Source organism: Vogesella sp. XCS3 (assembly GCF_020616155.1).
Classification (GTDB): Bacteria; Pseudomonadota; Gammaproteobacteria; order Burkholderiales; family Chromobacteriaceae; genus Vogesella.
In genome coordinates, this window is the sequence record NZ_CP085530.1 from 475,524 (window position 1) to 490,958 (window position 15,435).

General features: G+C 65.7%; 12 protein-coding genes. 7 read left to right on the plus strand and 5 right to left on the minus strand.

What is annotated here, in order from left to right:
- Positions 1 to 9 precede the first annotated feature (9 nt).
- Both LCH97_RS02100 and cobA read left to right on the plus strand, forming a co-directional pair.
- Entirely contained in the window at positions 10 to 2,703 is a 2,694-nt protein-coding gene (locus LCH97_RS02100) for a nitrate reductase (protein ID WP_227303152.1), read from the plus strand.
- A 109-nt stretch (positions 2,704 to 2,812) separates the two neighbouring features.
- Entirely contained in the window at positions 2,813 to 3,571 is a 759-nt protein-coding gene (gene cobA / locus LCH97_RS02105; RefSeq protein WP_227303153.1) for a uroporphyrinogen-III C-methyltransferase, read from the plus strand.
- A 10-nt stretch (positions 3,572 to 3,581) separates the two neighbouring features.
- Here cobA and LCH97_RS02110 read toward each other — a convergent pair whose 3' ends face one another.
- Positions 3,582 to 3,989 carry a hypothetical protein gene (locus tag LCH97_RS02110; RefSeq protein WP_227303154.1) on the minus strand — a complete coding sequence of 136 codons (408 nt, stop codon included), beginning with the start codon at positions 3,987 to 3,989 and terminating at the stop codon, positions 3,582 to 3,584.
- Between the two features lie 258 nt (positions 3,990 to 4,247).
- On the opposite strand from LCH97_RS02110, the gene LCH97_RS02115 reads away from it, so the two are divergent.
- Together LCH97_RS02115 and katG are read left to right on the plus strand one after the other, a co-directional pair.
- Positions 4,248 to 5,444: an amino acid aminotransferase gene (locus LCH97_RS02115; RefSeq protein ID WP_227303155.1), complete on the plus strand. Its 1,197-nt coding sequence runs from the start codon at positions 4,248 to 4,250 to the stop codon at positions 5,442 to 5,444.
- A gap of 191 nt (positions 5,445 to 5,635) precedes the next feature.
- On the plus strand, positions 5,636 to 7,846 hold the full coding sequence (katG, locus tag LCH97_RS02120) for a catalase/peroxidase HPI (protein ID WP_227303156.1): 2,211 nt from the start codon (positions 5,636 to 5,638) through the stop codon (positions 7,844 to 7,846).
- A 132-nt stretch (positions 7,847 to 7,978) separates the two neighbouring features.
- Here the strand turns inward: katG and LCH97_RS02125 are convergent, their stop codons facing one another.
- Genes LCH97_RS02125 through LCH97_RS02140 form a run of 4 tightly spaced genes read right to left on the minus strand, consistent with a single transcriptional unit; the run spans position 7,979 to position 11,622 of the window.
- The gene (locus LCH97_RS02125; RefSeq protein ID WP_227303157.1) at positions 7,979 to 9,106 is read right to left on the minus strand and encodes a branched-chain amino acid ABC transporter substrate-binding protein; all 1,128 of its coding nucleotides are present in this window, start codon (positions 9,104 to 9,106) and stop codon (positions 7,979 to 7,981) included.
- A complete protein-coding gene (locus LCH97_RS02130) occupies positions 9,103 to 9,324 on the minus strand; it encodes a hypothetical protein (RefSeq protein WP_227303158.1) in 222 nt (73 codons plus the stop codon). The genes LCH97_RS02125 and LCH97_RS02130 overlap by 4 nt, the downstream gene beginning before the upstream one ends.
- 40 nt (positions 9,325 to 9,364) lie before the next feature.
- Entirely contained in the window at positions 9,365 to 10,618 is a 1,254-nt protein-coding gene (locus LCH97_RS02135) for an FAD-binding oxidoreductase (protein WP_227303159.1), read from the minus strand.
- 2 nt (positions 10,619 to 10,620) lie between these two features.
- Positions 10,621 to 11,622, minus strand: a complete 1,002-nt coding sequence (locus tag LCH97_RS02140) for a 4-hydroxyproline epimerase (RefSeq protein WP_227303160.1) — start codon at positions 11,620 to 11,622, stop codon at positions 10,621 to 10,623.
- A 314-nt stretch (positions 11,623 to 11,936) separates the two neighbouring features.
- Between LCH97_RS02140 and LCH97_RS02145 the strand changes: the two genes are divergently transcribed.
- From LCH97_RS02145 to LCH97_RS02155, 3 genes are all read left to right on the plus strand, one after another.
- On the plus strand, positions 11,937 to 12,839 hold the full coding sequence (locus tag LCH97_RS02145) for a dihydrodipicolinate synthase family protein (RefSeq protein WP_227303161.1): 903 nt from the start codon (positions 11,937 to 11,939) through the stop codon (positions 12,837 to 12,839).
- 179 nt (positions 12,840 to 13,018) lie between these two features.
- Entirely contained in the window at positions 13,019 to 14,446 is a 1,428-nt protein-coding gene (locus LCH97_RS02150) for an aldehyde dehydrogenase family protein (protein ID WP_227303162.1), read from the plus strand.
- 160 nt (positions 14,447 to 14,606) lie between these two features.
- Positions 14,607 to 15,314, plus strand: a complete 708-nt coding sequence (locus LCH97_RS02155; RefSeq protein ID WP_227303163.1) for a GntR family transcriptional regulator — start codon at positions 14,607 to 14,609, stop codon at positions 15,312 to 15,314.
- The last annotated feature ends 121 nt before the right edge of the window (positions 15,315 to 15,435 follow it).

The window sequence follows — 15,435 nt, forward strand, 5'->3', positions numbered from 1 at the left end:
GGAGCGAGCATGAATGACACAAGCGCATCGGATGGCGACATCGCCACTGTCTGCTGTTACTGTGGTACCGGTTGCGGCGTACGGGTAAGCCCGCAGCCGGATGGCAGTCTCCGGGTGGAGGGCGATGAGCAGCACCCGGCCAACTTTGGCCGCCTGTGCAGCAAGGGGCGCACGCTGGGGCAGAGCGTGGGCGTGGCCGGCAGCCGCCTGCTGCAGCCGCAGCTGCGCACCGGCAAGGACGAAGCGTGCCAGCCGGTGAGCTGGGACAGCGCGCTGGACGCGGTCAGCAGCAAGCTGGCTGCCACCATTGCCGAGCATGGCCCGGACGCGGTGGGCTTTTACCTGTCCGGCCAGCTGCTGACCGAAGACTACTATGTGTTCAACAAGCTGGCGCGGGCGCTGGTGGGCACGAATAACGTCGATACCAACTCGCGCTTGTGCATGTCCAGCGCGGTCAGCGGTTACAAGCGCACGCTGGGCGCCGACGCACCGCCGGCCTGCTACGAAGACTTCGATCACGCTGGCTGCGTGTTCATCGCCGGCGCCAATATGGCGGTGGCGCACCCGGTGCTGTTCCGCCGGCTGGAAGCAGCGCGTGCGGCCAACCCGGGCATGAAAATCATCGTGGCCGACCCGCGCCGTACCGACACCGCCAGCCTGGCCGACCTGCACCTGCCGGTGCTGCCGGGCACCGACGTGGCGCTGTTCCACGCCATGCTCAACGTGATGATCTGGGAAGACCTGATAGACCGCGACTACATCGCGCAGCACACCGCTGGCTTTGCCGCGCTGCGGGCGCGCTTGCGCGAGTACACGCCGCGCGCCGCCAGCCAGCTGTGCGGCGTGCACGAAGACGACATCGTCACCGCTGCACGCTGGTTTGCTGGCAGCCCGGCCACGCTGTCGTGCTACACCATGGGGCTGAACCAGTACAGCAATGGCAGCGACAAGAACGCCGCGCTGATCCACCTGCACCTTGCCAGCGGCCACATCGGCCGCCCCGGCGCCGGGCCGTTTTCGCTGACCGGCCAGCCCAATGCCATGGGCGGGCGCGAGGTAGGCGCGCTGGCCACGCTGCTGCCCGGCCACCGCGACCCGGCTGACGCTGGCGACCGCGCCGAGCTGGCCGCGCTGTGGGGCGTGCCGGCGCTGCCGGCCAACCCCGGCCTGCCGGCGGTAGCGCTGTTCGAAGCCGCCGCGGCCGGGCGTATCAAGGTGTTGTGGATCGCTTGCACCGACCCGGCGTTTTCGCTGCCGGACCAGGCGCTGGTGCGTGCCGCCTTGCAAAAGGTGGACTGCGTCATCGTGCAGGAGGCCTTTGCCAGCAGCCACACGCTGCCGTTTGCCGACATCGTGCTGCCGGCCGCCACCTGGCCGGAAAAAGACGGCACCGTCACCAATAGCGAGCGCCGCATCAGCCGCGTGCGCGCCGCGCTGCCGCCAGCCGGGCAGGCGCGCGAGGACTGGCGCATCGTGGCCGGTGTGGCGCAGCGCCTGGCCGCCAGCATTGCCCCGCAGCGGGCGAGCTTGTTTGCGTTCGCCGATGCCGCTGCCGTGTTTGCCGAGCACGCCGCTACCACCGCCGGGCGCGACCTCGACTACAGCCGGCTGAACTACGCATTGCTTGACCGCCTGGGGCCGCAGCAATGGCCGTTTGATGGCCACGCTGGCCGCAGCCGGCTGTACGGCGATGGCGTCTACCCCACGCCCGACGGCCGCGCCCGCTTTGCCGACATCGGCTGGCAGCCGCCGGCCGACAAGGTGTCGGCGCACTTTCCGTTGCGGCTGACTACCGGCCGCCTGCGCGACCACTGGCACAGCATGAGCCGTACCGCGCTGGTGCCGGGCCTGACCCGTCACCAAACCTTGCCGCAGCTGGCGATGCACCCGCGCGACATGGCCCGCCACGGTGTGCAGGCTGGCATGCTGGCCACGCTGCGCAACAAGCGCGGTAGCGCGGTGCTGCCGGTAGTAGCCGACGAGGGCTTGCTCCCCGGCGTGGTGTTCGTGCCCATGCACTGGGGTGGCGCCACGCTGGGCGGCCTCGGCATCAATGCGCTGACCAGCCGCGCGGTGGACCCGCATTCGCAGCAGCCGGAGCTGAAGTTGGCCGCCGTCAGTGTGGCCCCGGCACGGCTGCCGTGGCGAGCATCGCTGCAAGTACTGGGCGATGTGGCCAACTTGCGGTCGCGGCTGGACATGCTGCGCGCGGCGTTCCCTTACGCGGTAGCGGTGGCCATCAGCCTGGACGGCAAGCCCGGCCTGCAGCTGGAGCTGGCTGCTGCCGAGCCACCCGCACCGGCGGTTTTGCAGCAGCTGGCCAGCGTATTGCAGCCAGCCGGTGCGCTGTTGGCCGCGTTCGACGACCCGGCGCGTGGCGTGCTGCGCCGCGTATGGCTGGACGGGCGTACGCCGCAGGGCTATCTGCTGGCCGGCGACACCGCCGCCGCCTCGGCCTTGGGTGCGTGGCTGGACGGTGGCGCAGCACCCGCCAGCCTGGCGGCGCTGCTGCAGGGCAGGGTAGGCGGGCCGGCGCTGGCAAGGGTGGTGTGCAGCTGCGAGGGCGTACGCGAAGACGCCATCGTGGCCGGCGCGGCGCGCGGGCTGGACCTTGCCGGCCTGCAGCGCGAGCTGCGCTGTGGCACCGGCTGCGGCAGCTGCGTACCGGAGCTCAAGCGCCTGTGCCAGCGCGCCACGGTATAAGTACCGAATGTAGCTATTTGGTTATAAGAAAACGGTCTGGCAGAACTTTTGGCTTGATGTATCGTGCAAAGCGGCCCGCGCCCCGGACCGATGCAGAAAGGAAAGCAGCATGAGTGGCAAAGTATGGTTGATCGGTGCCGGCCCCGGCGATGCGGAGTTGCTGACGCTCAAAGCGTTGCGCGTGCTGCAGGCCTGTGACGTATGGCTGGTGGACGACCTGGTGGGGCGCGACATTCTGGATTTTGCCCGCCCCGGCACCCGTATCGTGCCGGTGGGCAAGCGCGGGGGCTGCAAGTCCACGCCGCAGGCCTTCATTTTGCGGCTGATGGCGCGCTATGCCCGCCAGGGGCGGCAGGTGGCGCGGCTCAAAGGTGGCGACCCGTTCATTTTTGGCCGTGGCGGCGAAGAGTGGGCGTGGCTGGCCGAGCGCGGCGTGGCGGTAGAGGCGGTGAACGGTATTACCGCCGCGTTTGCGGCGGGCGCCGACCTGGGGCTACCGCTAACCCATCGTGGCGTCGCGCGTGGCGTGGCGCTGGTGACCGCCCACACCCAGGACGGTAGCCAGCCGGACTGGGCGGCGCTGGCGCACAGCCGGCTGACCGTGGTCTGTTATATGGGTATGGCCGGCTTGCCGCAGCTGGTGCCGCAGCTGCTGGCCGCCGGCTTTGCGGCCAACTTGCCGGTGGCGGTAGTGCACCGTGCCGGCTGCCGCGAGCAGCAGCACCTGGTGACCACGCTGGCGCATCTGCAAGCCGACGTGGCGGCCAGTGGTCTGGCCAGCCCTGCGGTGATCATTCTGGGTGAGGTGGTGGATCACGCCATGAAAATAGCCTTGCCGGCGGCAGAAGCCGGCAGTGCAGTAGCGTAAAAACTGCTGCTCAGGCTAATCGCCAGGGTTGGCGCCGGGTGGTGTAGCCCACTGCAGCGCCTGCGCCGCTGGCGGCTAGCATCAGCAGGTAAAGGGCACTGTCTTGCGTACCCGGCGCGTGGCCACCGAGCCACCACAGCGTGGCAAGCTGTAGCGGCCAGCCAGCCGCCACGCAGCGCCCCAGCGTTATGGGTGTCGCCCTTGCTTGGGGCGCGGCGGCAAGCCAGCCTAGCGGCACATAAGCCAGCAGCAGGGTGAGCAGCAGCGGTAGAGATAACCACCAATACAGCCCTGTTGGCGGTGCCAGCACGATAAGCCCCAGAGAGGGCATGGCGGCTAGCGTGGCGGTGCGTCCCAGCGCCGACGCAAGGGGTGCCAGCAACAGGCTGGCCAGCAGCAGGCGAGTGGAAGGCTTCATAGTGGTGACCCTGGCGCGTAATGGGCTTTCATTATAACCCCAATGGCATTTTTTCTTTATGCGCGGACACCGTGGTTACACGTGCATTGCAATAAAGTATTGGCGATATCGCCACGCCGGGGTGTTTGATTGCGCATTTTAGGCTTTGTGCTACCGTGGTCTGGCGCTGTGGCGCCAATGTGGTACTTTTATCGACGGATACCCCCGTGTACTGCGCCTTGCGCGGTGCCAGACGTTAGAGAGAGAAACCACAAGATCATGTTTGCACACGTTGAAGCCTATGCTGGCGACCCCATCCTCACCCTGGTGGAAACCTTCAACAAGGATAGCCGCAGCCCGAAAGTGAACCTGGGCATCGGCTTGTACTACGACGAGGAAGGCCGCATTCCGCTGCTGCCGTCGGTACAGCAAGCCGAAGCGCGCCGCGTGGCCGAAGCCGGCCCGCGCAGCTACCAGCCGATGGAAGGCGCGGCCAACTACCGCACCGCCGTACAGCAGCTGCTGTGGGGTGCCGAGCACGAAGCGGTACAGGCTGGCCGCATTGCCACCATCCAGACCATTGGCGGCTCCGGCGCGCTGAAAATCGGCGGCGACCTGCTCAAGCGCTACTTCCCGAATGTGGATGTATGGGTCAGCAACCCTACCTGGGATAACCACCGCGCCATGTTCGAAGGCGCCGGCTTCACCGTGCACGACTACCCGTACTACGACGCCGCCACCGGTGGCGTGAAGTTTGACGACATGATCGCCTGCTTCAGCCAGCTGCCGGCCAAAACCATCGTGCTGCTGCACCCGTGCTGCCATAACCCTACCGGCGTGGACCTGGACAAAGACCAGTGGCGCAAGGTGATCGAGGTGGTAAAAGCGCGTGACCTGCTGCCGTTCATGGACATTGCCTACCAGGGCTTTGGCGACAGCCTGGACGACGATGCGTTTGCCATCCGCGCCATGACCGAAGCCGGTGTGAGCTTTGTGGTGAGCAACTCGTTCTCCAAGAACCTGTCGTTCTACGGCGAGCGCTGTGGCGGCTTGTCGGTGGTGTGTGGCACGGCAGAAGAAGCCGGCCGCGTGCTGGGCCAGATGAAAGCCACCGTGCGTCGTAACTACTCCAGCCCGCCAACCCACGGCGGCCAGGTCACTGCCATCGTGATGAACGATGCTGCCCTGCGCGCCGAGTGGGAAGGTGAAGTCACCGAGATGCGCGTGCGCATCAAGGCCATGCGCCAGAAACTGTACGAGGTACTGAGCGCCAAGGTGCCGGGCCGCGATTTCAGCTACTTCATCAAGCAGCGCGGCATGTTCAGCTACACCGGCCTGAGCCCGGCGCAGGTAGACCGCCTGCGCGAGGAGTTCGCCGTGTACCTGGTGCGCTCCGGCCGCATGTGCGTAGCTGGCCTGAATAGCCGCAACGTGGAATACGTGGCCGACGCCATGGCCGAGGTGCTCAAAGGCTAAGCCTGGCCGCAGTTAGCCAAGAGTAAACCCCGCTGCTGTAGCGGGGTTTTTTGCGCCCTTGTTATAGTTGTTTGCTATGCGATAGCAAATATTCATTGCTTTCATTAAATCAATTCAATAGTCATGTTGGCCGCGGCCAACTATGCTGATCTCACCAAGTCAGACAGACACCCCAAGCAAGGAGAGACAGCATGAGCAACGAACAGAAATGCCCCTTCCACAGTGCTTCCGCTACCAAAGCCACTTTCGGCGCCCGCGCCAACCGTGACTGGTGGCCCAACCAGCTGAACCTGGGCATCCTGCACCAGCATGCCCCGGCGTCCAACCCGCTGGGCGACGATTTCGATTACGCCGAAGCCTTCCAGCAGCTGGACCTGGCCGCGGTGAAGAAGGACCTGTACGCGCTGATGACCACCTCGCAAGCCTGGTGGCCGGCCGACTGGGGCCACTACGGTGGCCTGTTCATCCGCATGGCCTGGCATAGCGCCGGTACCTACCGTACCGCCGACGGCCGCGGTGGTGGCGGCACCGGCAACCAGCGTTTTGCGCCGCTGAACAGCTGGCCCGATAACGGCAACCTGGACAAAGCCCGCCGCCTGCTGTGGCCGATCAAGCAAAAGTACGGCAACCAGCTGTCGTGGGCCGACTTGATGATTCTGGCAGGTAACTGCGCGCTGGAATCCATGGGCTTCAAGACCTTCGGTTTCGGCGGCGGCCGTGCCGACATCTGGCAGCCGGAAGAAGACATCTACTGGGGTGGCGAAAAAGAATGGCTGGCCACCAGCGACAAGGAAAACAGCCGTTACAGCGGCAAGCGCGAGCTGGATAACCCGCTGGCTGCCGTACAGATGGGCCTGATCTACGTGAACCCGGAAGGCCCGGACGGCAACCCCGACCCGGTAGCCAGCGGCCGCGACGTACGCGAAACCTTCGGCCGCATGGCGATGAACGACGAAGAAACCGTAGCACTGGTAGCCGGTGGCCACACCTTCGGTAAAGCGCACGGCGCTGGCGACCCAAGCCTGGTGGGCCCGGAGCCGGAAGCCGCCCCGCTGGAAGCCATGGGTCTGGGCTGGATCAACCAGTTCGGCAGCGGCAAGGGTGTGCATACCACCACCAGCGGCATCGAAGGTGCGTGGAAACCTAATCCCACCACCTGGGACAACGGCTACTTCGACATGCTGTTCGGCTACGAATGGGCGCTGACCAAGAGCCCGGCCGGTGCCCACCAGTGGGTAGCCCAGAACGTGAAGCCGGAGCACATGATTCCGGATGCGCACGACCCGAGCAAAAAGCACGCGCCGATGATGACCACGGCCGATTTGAGCCTGCGCTTCGACCCGGTCTACGAGCCGATTGCCCGCCGCTTCCATCAGGACCCGCAAGCGTTTGCCGATGCCTTCGCCCGTGCCTGGTTCAAGCTGACGCACCGTGATATGGGCCCTAAAGCGCTGTACCTGGGGCCGGAGGTGCCGGCTGAAGACCTGATCTGGCAAGACCCGATCCCGGCGGTGGATCACGTGCTGGTAGATGACGCCGACGTGGCCGCGCTGAAGGCCGAGGTGCTGGCCAGTGGCCTGAGCGTAGCCGAGCTGGTGTCCACCGCCTGGGCGTCGGCGTCCACCTTCCGCGGCTCCGACAAGCGTGGTGGTGCCAACGGTGCCCGTATCCGCCTGGCGCCGCAGAAGGACTGGGAAGTAAACCAGCCGGCGCAGCTGGCCCGCGTGTTGGCCGTGCTGGAAGGCATCCAGCAACGCTTTAACGCTGCACAGCAGGGTGGCAAGAAAGTATCGTTGGCTGACCTGATCGTGCTGGCTGGTGGCGCTGCGGTAGAGCAGGCTGCAGCGGCAGCCGGCCACGCGGTAACGGTACCGTTTGCACCAGGCCGCATGGACGCCCTGGCCGAGCAGACCGACGTGGAATCGTTCGCTGTGCTGGAGCCGCAGGCCGATGGCTTCCGCAACTATCAGAAACAGGCGTTCCGTGTGCCGGCCGAGCAGTTGCTGGTGGACAAGGCCCAGCTGTTGAAGCTGAGCGCGCCGGAAATGACGGTACTGGTGGGCGGCCTGCGGGTACTGGGCGCCAACGCCGGCGGCGTGCAGGACGGTGTGTTCACGCAGCGCCCTGGCGTATTGAGCAACGACTTCTTCGCCAACGTGCTGGATATCGGCACCGTGTGGGCGCCAACGTCGGAAGAGGCCAGCCGCTTTGAAGGCCGCGACCGTGATACGGGCGCCGTGAAATGGACTGCCAGCCGCGTCGATCTGGTGTTCGGCTCCAACTCGCAGCTGCGGGCGTTGGCCGAGGTGTACGCCCAGCAGGATGGCGAGGCTCGCTTCGTGCGCGACTTTGTCCGCGCCTGGAACAAGGTGATGACGCTGGACCGTTTCGACCTGAAGTAAGCGCTGTATCGCTGCCGCCTGTGTCACGCAGGTGGCAGCATCGCCAACAGCAAGGCCCCGCCAATGGCGGGGCCTTGTGCTTTGCGTTGCGGCCAACCTTGCCCGTGAAGCCAAGGTTGGCCGCAGCGGGGGTTATTGAACCACCGACTTCACTTTCCAGTCGTTGCCTTCCACTTGCGAGATGGTCACCGGCGCGTTTTTCAGGTTGCCGGCGGCGTCAAAGCTGAAGTCGGCAGTCACGCCTTTGTAAGCGGTCTTGGCGATCAGCGGCAGGAACTTGGCCGGCTCGGTGCTGTTGGCGCGTTTCATCGCGTCGGCCACGATCATCACGCCGTCGTAAAACTGCGGCCCCAGCAGCACCACGTCCTGCTTGAAGCGTGCCTTGTAGCGGCTTTCAAAATCCTTGCCCGCCGGGCGGCTGCCTAGTTCGCCACCGGCTACCGCCGAGTAGTGGCCCACGGCATCCGCGCCGGCCAGCTGGATGAAGGTGGGCGTGTTCAGCATGTCGCCGCCCATCAGCCGCGCGTTAATGCCCAGACGCTTCATCTGGCGCGCCATCGGCGCGGCCTGGGCGTCGGCGCCACCGTAGAACACCACGTCCGGGTTCTGCGCTTTCAGCGCGGTGAGGATGGCGGTGAAGTCGGTGGCCTTGTCGTTGGTGTATTCACGCTTGAACGGCTTTTTGCCCATGCCGGCCAACGCTTTTACAAACTCGTCGGCAATGCCCTGGCCGTAGGCGGTGCGGTCGTCGATGACGGCAATGCGCTGCGCTTTGAGTTGCATCACCGCGTAGCGCCCCAGCGAGCCGCCAATCTGGCTGTCGCTGCCTACCAGGCGGAAGGTGGTCTTGTAGCCGCTGGTGGTGTAGGCCGGGTTGGTGGACACCGACAGCTGCGGGATGCCGGCGTCCGAGTAAATGCGCGACGCGGGGATGGATACGCCGGAGTTGAAGTGGCCGATCACCGCCTTCACGCCGGCGTCTACCAGCCGCTGCGCCACCTGGGTGCCTACGCGCGGGTCGGCCTGGTCGTCTTCCGATACCAGCTCGAACTTCACCTTCTGGCCGGCCACGGTGATGGGCTTGGCGTTCAGGTCGTCTATGGCCATGCGGGTGGCGTTTTCGTTGTCTTTGCCGTAATGCGCTTGCGGGCCGGACATCGGCGAGGCAAAGCCGATTTTCACCACGGTGTCGGCAAATGCCGGAGACGACATGGCCAGAATTGCGCCGGCTACCCATACCGCCAGTTGTTGCTGCTTCATGTGTTCACTCCATTTCTCGTTGCAAGGTCCAGGTTGGCCGCAGCGCGGCCGATTTGCCCGGCGGCTGCCGGGCGGGTGTTGCCGGTAAGACGGCGGTGGCATTGCACGTGGCGTGCCTGCTGGCCGGCTTGCCGGTTTCTTATAAATTTCTTTTGTTTAACAATGGCTTGCAGCTTTTTGCTGGCGTGGGTGAGATGATGGCCCTGCACCAATTGCATACAAACGATTGTCAATGATCGACCAATGCGGTGCGCGTGCTCAGAAACGGTTCAGCCGGTACGGCGCCATGTCGATGCCACAAGCTTGGCCGCCAATCTGCGCCGCCAGCAGGGCGCCTGTCGTCGCCGCCAGCGTCAGGCCCAGGTGGCCGTGGCCGGTGGCAAAGTACAGCCCGGCCACGTCTGGTGCCGGGCCGATCACCGGCACGGTGTCGGGCACCGATGGCCGGTTGCCCATCCAGACGCTCATGCCCTCGGTGCTGAAATCGCCCACGATGCGCCGCGCCTTGTCCTGCAGGATGTGGGCGCGGCGCCAGTCCGGCGCGGCGTCGCGATGCGCCAGCTCCACCGTGCCGGCCAGGCGCAGGCCACCGTTGGCCATCGGCAGAATCACAAAGCTCTCGCTGGCGCACTGGATAAAGTGCTGCAGCGCCACGCCGGCCTGGGGCAGCGTGACGTGGTAGCCGCGCTCGCTTTCCAGTGGCAGCCGATAGCGGCCCTGGCGGGCGAAGCGGTCGCTCCACACGCCGCAGGCAATCACCACCGCATCGCCGTGCAGCGTGCCGTGGTTGGCGGTGTCTACGCCCTGGCATTGCCCGCCGCTGCGGCGTACCTGCAGCACCTCGTCTTGCATAAAGCGGCCGCCGTCGCGCACAAAGGCATCGAACAAGCCACGGCTGAAGGTGTACGGGTCGTCCACGTGCGACCACGCCGGCACGTGTACCGCGTATTGCCATTCCTCTGCGATGCCGGGCGACGCGGCCAACAGCGCGGCGCGATCCAGTGCTTGCCACTGCACGCCGTGCGCGGCCTTGGCTTGCCAGGCGGGCAGGGCGGCGCGGAACTCGGCCTCGCTGCGGTATAGCGTCAGGTTGCCGTGGCGGCGCCACAGGTGTTGCAGGCCGGCGTGTTCGATTAGCGGGGCGTAGTCGTCGTTGACGCGGTTCAGCAGCGCCGCCAGCGCGCGGGTGAGTTCGACTACCCGGCGCGGCCGGCTGGCGGCGACAAAGCGCGCCAGCCACGGCGCCAGCGTGGGCAGATAGCGCCAGCGCACCGCCAGCGGCCCTAGCGGGTCCAGCATCCAGCCGGGTACCTTGCGCAGCACGCCAGGCTCGGCCAGCGGGATGACGTCGCTCACCGCCAGCGCGCCGGCGTTGCCGTAGCTGGTTTCGCGCGCCGGTTCGCCACGGTCCAGCAGCGTGACGCGGTGGCCGGCACGTTGCAGCTGCAGTGCGGTGGCGATGCCGACAATGCCGGCGCCGGCCACGATGATGTGTTGAGCGGGCTTGCTCATGTTCAGCCCACCACAAAGCCGTGTACGTACGGGTCGGCGTCGTCCAGCAGGATACGGTTGTAGCCGGTGGTCATCGCCCAGCCGGCAATACCGGGGATGATGGCCGGCATGCCGGCTACTTCGGTAACAGCCTCGATGGTGCCGGTGAACTGGCTGCCGATCAGGCTTTCGTGCACCAGCACGTCGCCCGGCTGCATCAGGCCGCGGCCAAAGCGCTGCGCCAGCCGCGCCGAGGTACCGGTGCCGCACGGCGAGCGGTCCAGCGCGGCGGCGCCGTACAACACCGCGTTGGCCGCGTGCGAGCCGGCTTGCTTCGGGGCACCGGTCCACTGTACGTGGCGCACGCCGCGGATGGTGGCGTCCAGCGGGTGCACGATGTCGTAGTGGGTGTTGATGTAGTCGCGCAGCTCGTTACCCATCGCCACCAGCTGGCCGGGGGTGTAGTCGGCCATGTCGCGGTAGTTTTGCTGCGCTTCCACGATGGGGTAGAAGTTGCCACCGTAGGCGATATCCACTTTTAGCCGGCCCAGCGCGGCGATTTCTACCTCGACATCGCGCAGCAGCAGGAAGGACGGCACGTTGGTCAGCTTCACCGATTGCACCTTGCGGCCAAGCTGGGTGTATTCGGCCACCACCTTGCCAGCGGGGGTGTCCAGGTTCAGTACGCCTGGCGTGCGCGGTGTTACCAGCTGGTGTTCTATGGCCATGGTCACCACGCCGATGGTGCCGTGGCCGCACATGGGCAGACAGCCGCTGGTTTCGATGTACAGCACCGCCACGTCGCAGTCGTCGCGGGTGGGCGGGTGCAGGAAGGCGCCGGACATCTGGGCGTGGCCGCGTGGCTCGAACATCAGCCCGGTGCGCATCCAGTCAAAGCGGGCCAGAAAGTCCTGCCGCCGCTCGGCCTGGGTGTTGCCCGCCAGTGGCGGTGCGCCCTTGGTCACCAGCCGTACCGGGTTGCCACAGGTGTGGCCGTCTATGCATTCAAACTCCGTCACTGCCATTGCCATGCTCCTTTGCTTGCGGTGGCTTCACTGTATGCAGTGGCAGTTTTGAATACAATAATGGATGCAATATTTGTTGAAATGCCACAGCGTGTACGGCTGCTTCTTGTGATGGCTAATGTTTATAAAATTTATAAAAAACAACAATATATAGCGTTGTTGTAAAAAATCACTGCTGCATTGCGGTAAGTGGTGATCAAGAAATAAACACCATTTTGTATACAAAAATTCTTGTTTTTTGGATGCAAAATTCCCTAGCATGAAATGGACCCGCAGCCACTGCGCTGCACCCACACCCTGCAAGGAGCACCCTGATGGCACACCTCTGGACTGGCGTTTTCCCCGCCGTTACCACCAAATTCCACGCCGACGAAAGCCTGGACCTGGCCGCCACGGTCAGCCACATCCAGTGGCAGCTGGATTGCGGCGCCGACGGCATTATTGTTTGCGGCTCGCTGGGCGAAGCGTCCACCCTCACCGCCGATGAAAAAATCAGCATTCTGAAAGCGGCCAAGGAAGTGGCCGGCAACAAGCCGGTACTGCTGACCGTGGCCGAAGACAGCACCCGCGCCGCCGCCGCGCTGGCGCAGGCCGCGCACGCTGCCGGTGCCGACGGCATCATGCTGCTGCCGGCCATGCGCTACGTGTCCGACGAGCGCGAAACGCTGAACCACTACCAGCGCGTGGCCGACGCCAGCCCGCTGCCGATCATGATCTACAACAACCCGGTGGCTTACGGCGTCAATATCACGCCCGAGATGTACGCGCAGATGGCCGCCGAGCCGAAGTTCGTGGCGATCAAGGAATCCAGCGGCGACATCCGCACGCTGACCAATGTGATCAACGCGGTGGGAAGCCGCTTTGCCATCTTCAGCGGCGTGGACGACCTGGCGCTGGAAAGCCTGCTGATGGGCGCCGACGGCTGGGTGGCAGGCCTGGTGGTGGCGTTCCCGAAAGAAACGGTGGCTATCTACAAGCTGGCGCGCGCCGGCCGCGTGGAAGAGGCCCGCGCCATCTACCGCTGGTTCGCGCCGCTGCTGCACCTGGACGTGTCGATGAAACTGGTACAAAACCTGAAGCTGGCCGAGGCCATGGTGGGGGTGGGCAGCGAGCACGTGCGCGCGCCGCGTCTGCCGCTGGCCGGTGCCGAGCGCGAGCGGGTACAGGCCATTATTGCTGCCGGTATTGCCAGCCGCCCGGCGCTGCCAGCGCTGTAAGCACCTGCGGCCAACCTTGCCTGGCTGGGTTGGCCGCATGGCTTTGTGGCGGTGGGCAAGGCGCTGATTGCTGCGTCTGTCGCTAAGTAAAAGTGATTTTTGAAAGACAACTCTGTCTGCTTGCCAGGCCGGGTTTGTCACCCATCACGGGCGGCCATGCCGCCCCAGGGAGCCAAGCAATGTTCTGCAACCTGATAGACGGGCAGTGGCGCGGCAGCGGCCACGCCATCGTCAACCGAAACCCTTCCGACCTGCACGACGTGGTGGGCGAGTTTGCCGCGGCCAGCGCCGACGATATGCGCGACGCGGTAGCCGCGGCGCGGGCGGCGCTGCCGGGCTGGCGTGCCATCACGGTGCAGCAGCGCGCCGACATTCTGGACGCGGCCGGTAGCGAAATCCTGGCGCGCAAGCAGGAGCTGGGCACGCTGCTGGCGCGCGAAGAGGGCAAGACCCTGGCCGAGGCGGTGGGCGAGGTGGCCCGCGCTGGCCAGATCTTCAAGTTTTTTGCCGGCGAGGCGCTACGCGGCCACGGCGAGTGGCTGGATTCGGTGCGCCCCGGCGTGGAGGTGGCAATTAGCCGCGAGCCGGTGGGCGTGGTGGGGCTGATTACGCCATGGAACTTCCCCATCGCCATCCCTGCCTGGAAGGCCGCGCCGGCGCTGGCTTTCGGCAATACCGTGGTGCTGAAGCCGGCCGAGCTGGTGCCGGCCAGCAGCTGGGCGCTGGCGGATATTCTGCAGCGTGCCGGCCTGCCGGATGGTGTGTTCAACCTGGTGATGGGCAGCGGCCGCGTGCTGGGCCCGGCCATGCTGGAGGCCGGTATCGATGCGCTGAGCTTTACCGGCTCGCAAGCCACCGGCCAGGCGCTGGCCGCTGCCTGCGCCGCCAGCGGCATCAAACTGCAGCTGGAAATGGGCGGCAAGAACCCGCTGCTGGTGGCCGACGACGCCAGGCTGGAGCAGGCGGTGGAGTGCGCGATCAACGGCGCGTTTTATTCCACCGGCCAGCGCTGTACCGCCAGCAGCCGGCTGATCGTGTGCGCCGGTATTTACGATGCCTTCGTGGCGCGGCTGACCGAGCGTACCGCCGCCTTGCGGGTGGGGCACGCGCTGGCACCGGACACCCAGATCGGCCCCGTAGCCAGCGAGGCGCAGCTGGCGGCCAACCTGCGCTATGTGGCGCAGGGGCAGGCTGAAGGCGCTACCTTGCTGTGCGGCGGCGACGCTTTGCAGCTGGCCACGCCCGGCTACTACCAGCAGCCGGCGCTATTTGCCGACTGCACGGCGCAGATGGCCATCAGCCGCGAAGAAATTTTCGGCCCGGTGGCGGCGGTATTGCGCGCCGACAGCTACGAGCACGCACTGGCGTTGGCCAACGACACGCCGTATGGCCTGGCCGCCGGCATCTGCACCCAATCGCTGGCGCTGGCCACTCATTTTCGTCGCCACGCCGAGGCCGGCATGGTGATGGTGAACCTGCCCACTGCCGGCGTGGACTACCACGTGCCGTTTGGCGGCCGCAAAGGCTCCAGCCTGGGCCCGCGCGAGCAGGGCCGCCACGCGGTGGAGTTCTACACCACCGTGAAAACCGCTTATCTCGGCCTGTAGGCACGCTTTGCCCCTGTGAAGCGTGCCTGGCCGGTGGTGCTGCCCCCGCGGCACTGCCGGCAACAGGGCTTGCTCTGCCTTGTGCAGCCTGGCGCCCCCGCACGGGGGCGTTTTTTTTGCCGCTGTGTTAGGGTTGGCCATCTTTAACGGGTGATGCTTCATGAGTACACAGCAGGAAACAGGTAGCCAGAGCCTGGTGCAGGTGGCCACCGAGGCGATCCGCCAGCGCATTCTGGCGGGAGAGTGGGCCGATGGCGGCCAGCTGCGGCAAGAGGCGCTATCGCGCCAGCTGGGCATGAGCCGGGTGCCGATCCGCGAGGCACTGCGCCAGCTGGAGGCCGAAGGGCTGGTAACGATCAACGAAAACCGCGGCGCGGTGGTAGCGCAGCTATCGTTGCCCGAAATCGTGGAGCTGCTGCGCGTGCGCGTGCTGCTGGAATGCGACGTGCTGCTGGAGGCGATACCGCGCCAGACCAGCGCCGACATTGCCGAAGCCGAGGCGCTGCTGGGGCAGTTTGAAGTAGCGCTGCGCAATAAGGACATCGGTGCCTGGGGCATCCTCAATGCCCAGTTTCACCTGGCGCTGTACCGCGCCGCCGGCCGCAGCCAGACGCAGGCCATCATCGAGCAGTTGCATAACCGCACCGACCGCTACACCCGCATGCAGATCCTGCTGACCGGTTTTAGCGACCGCGCCCACCACGAACACAGCCAGCTGCTGGCGCTGTGCAAGCAGAAAGACGCCATTAGCGCAGCGGCCTTCCTGCGCCAGCACATCCTGCATGCGGAAGAGGCGCTGGAGGCGTGGTACCGCGCCCACGAGGTGGTGCCCAAGCCGCGCCGGGGCCGCAAGCCTGCTGCGGGCTAGCGCGGCGTTATCTTGTACAAACTGTTCTGGTGCAGCGCATCATCTGCTGGTTTCTTTTATTGAAACCGGAGCGATACGTCTCTAGTATCAAATAACGATATGCCATAAGGTGGTGCCGGGA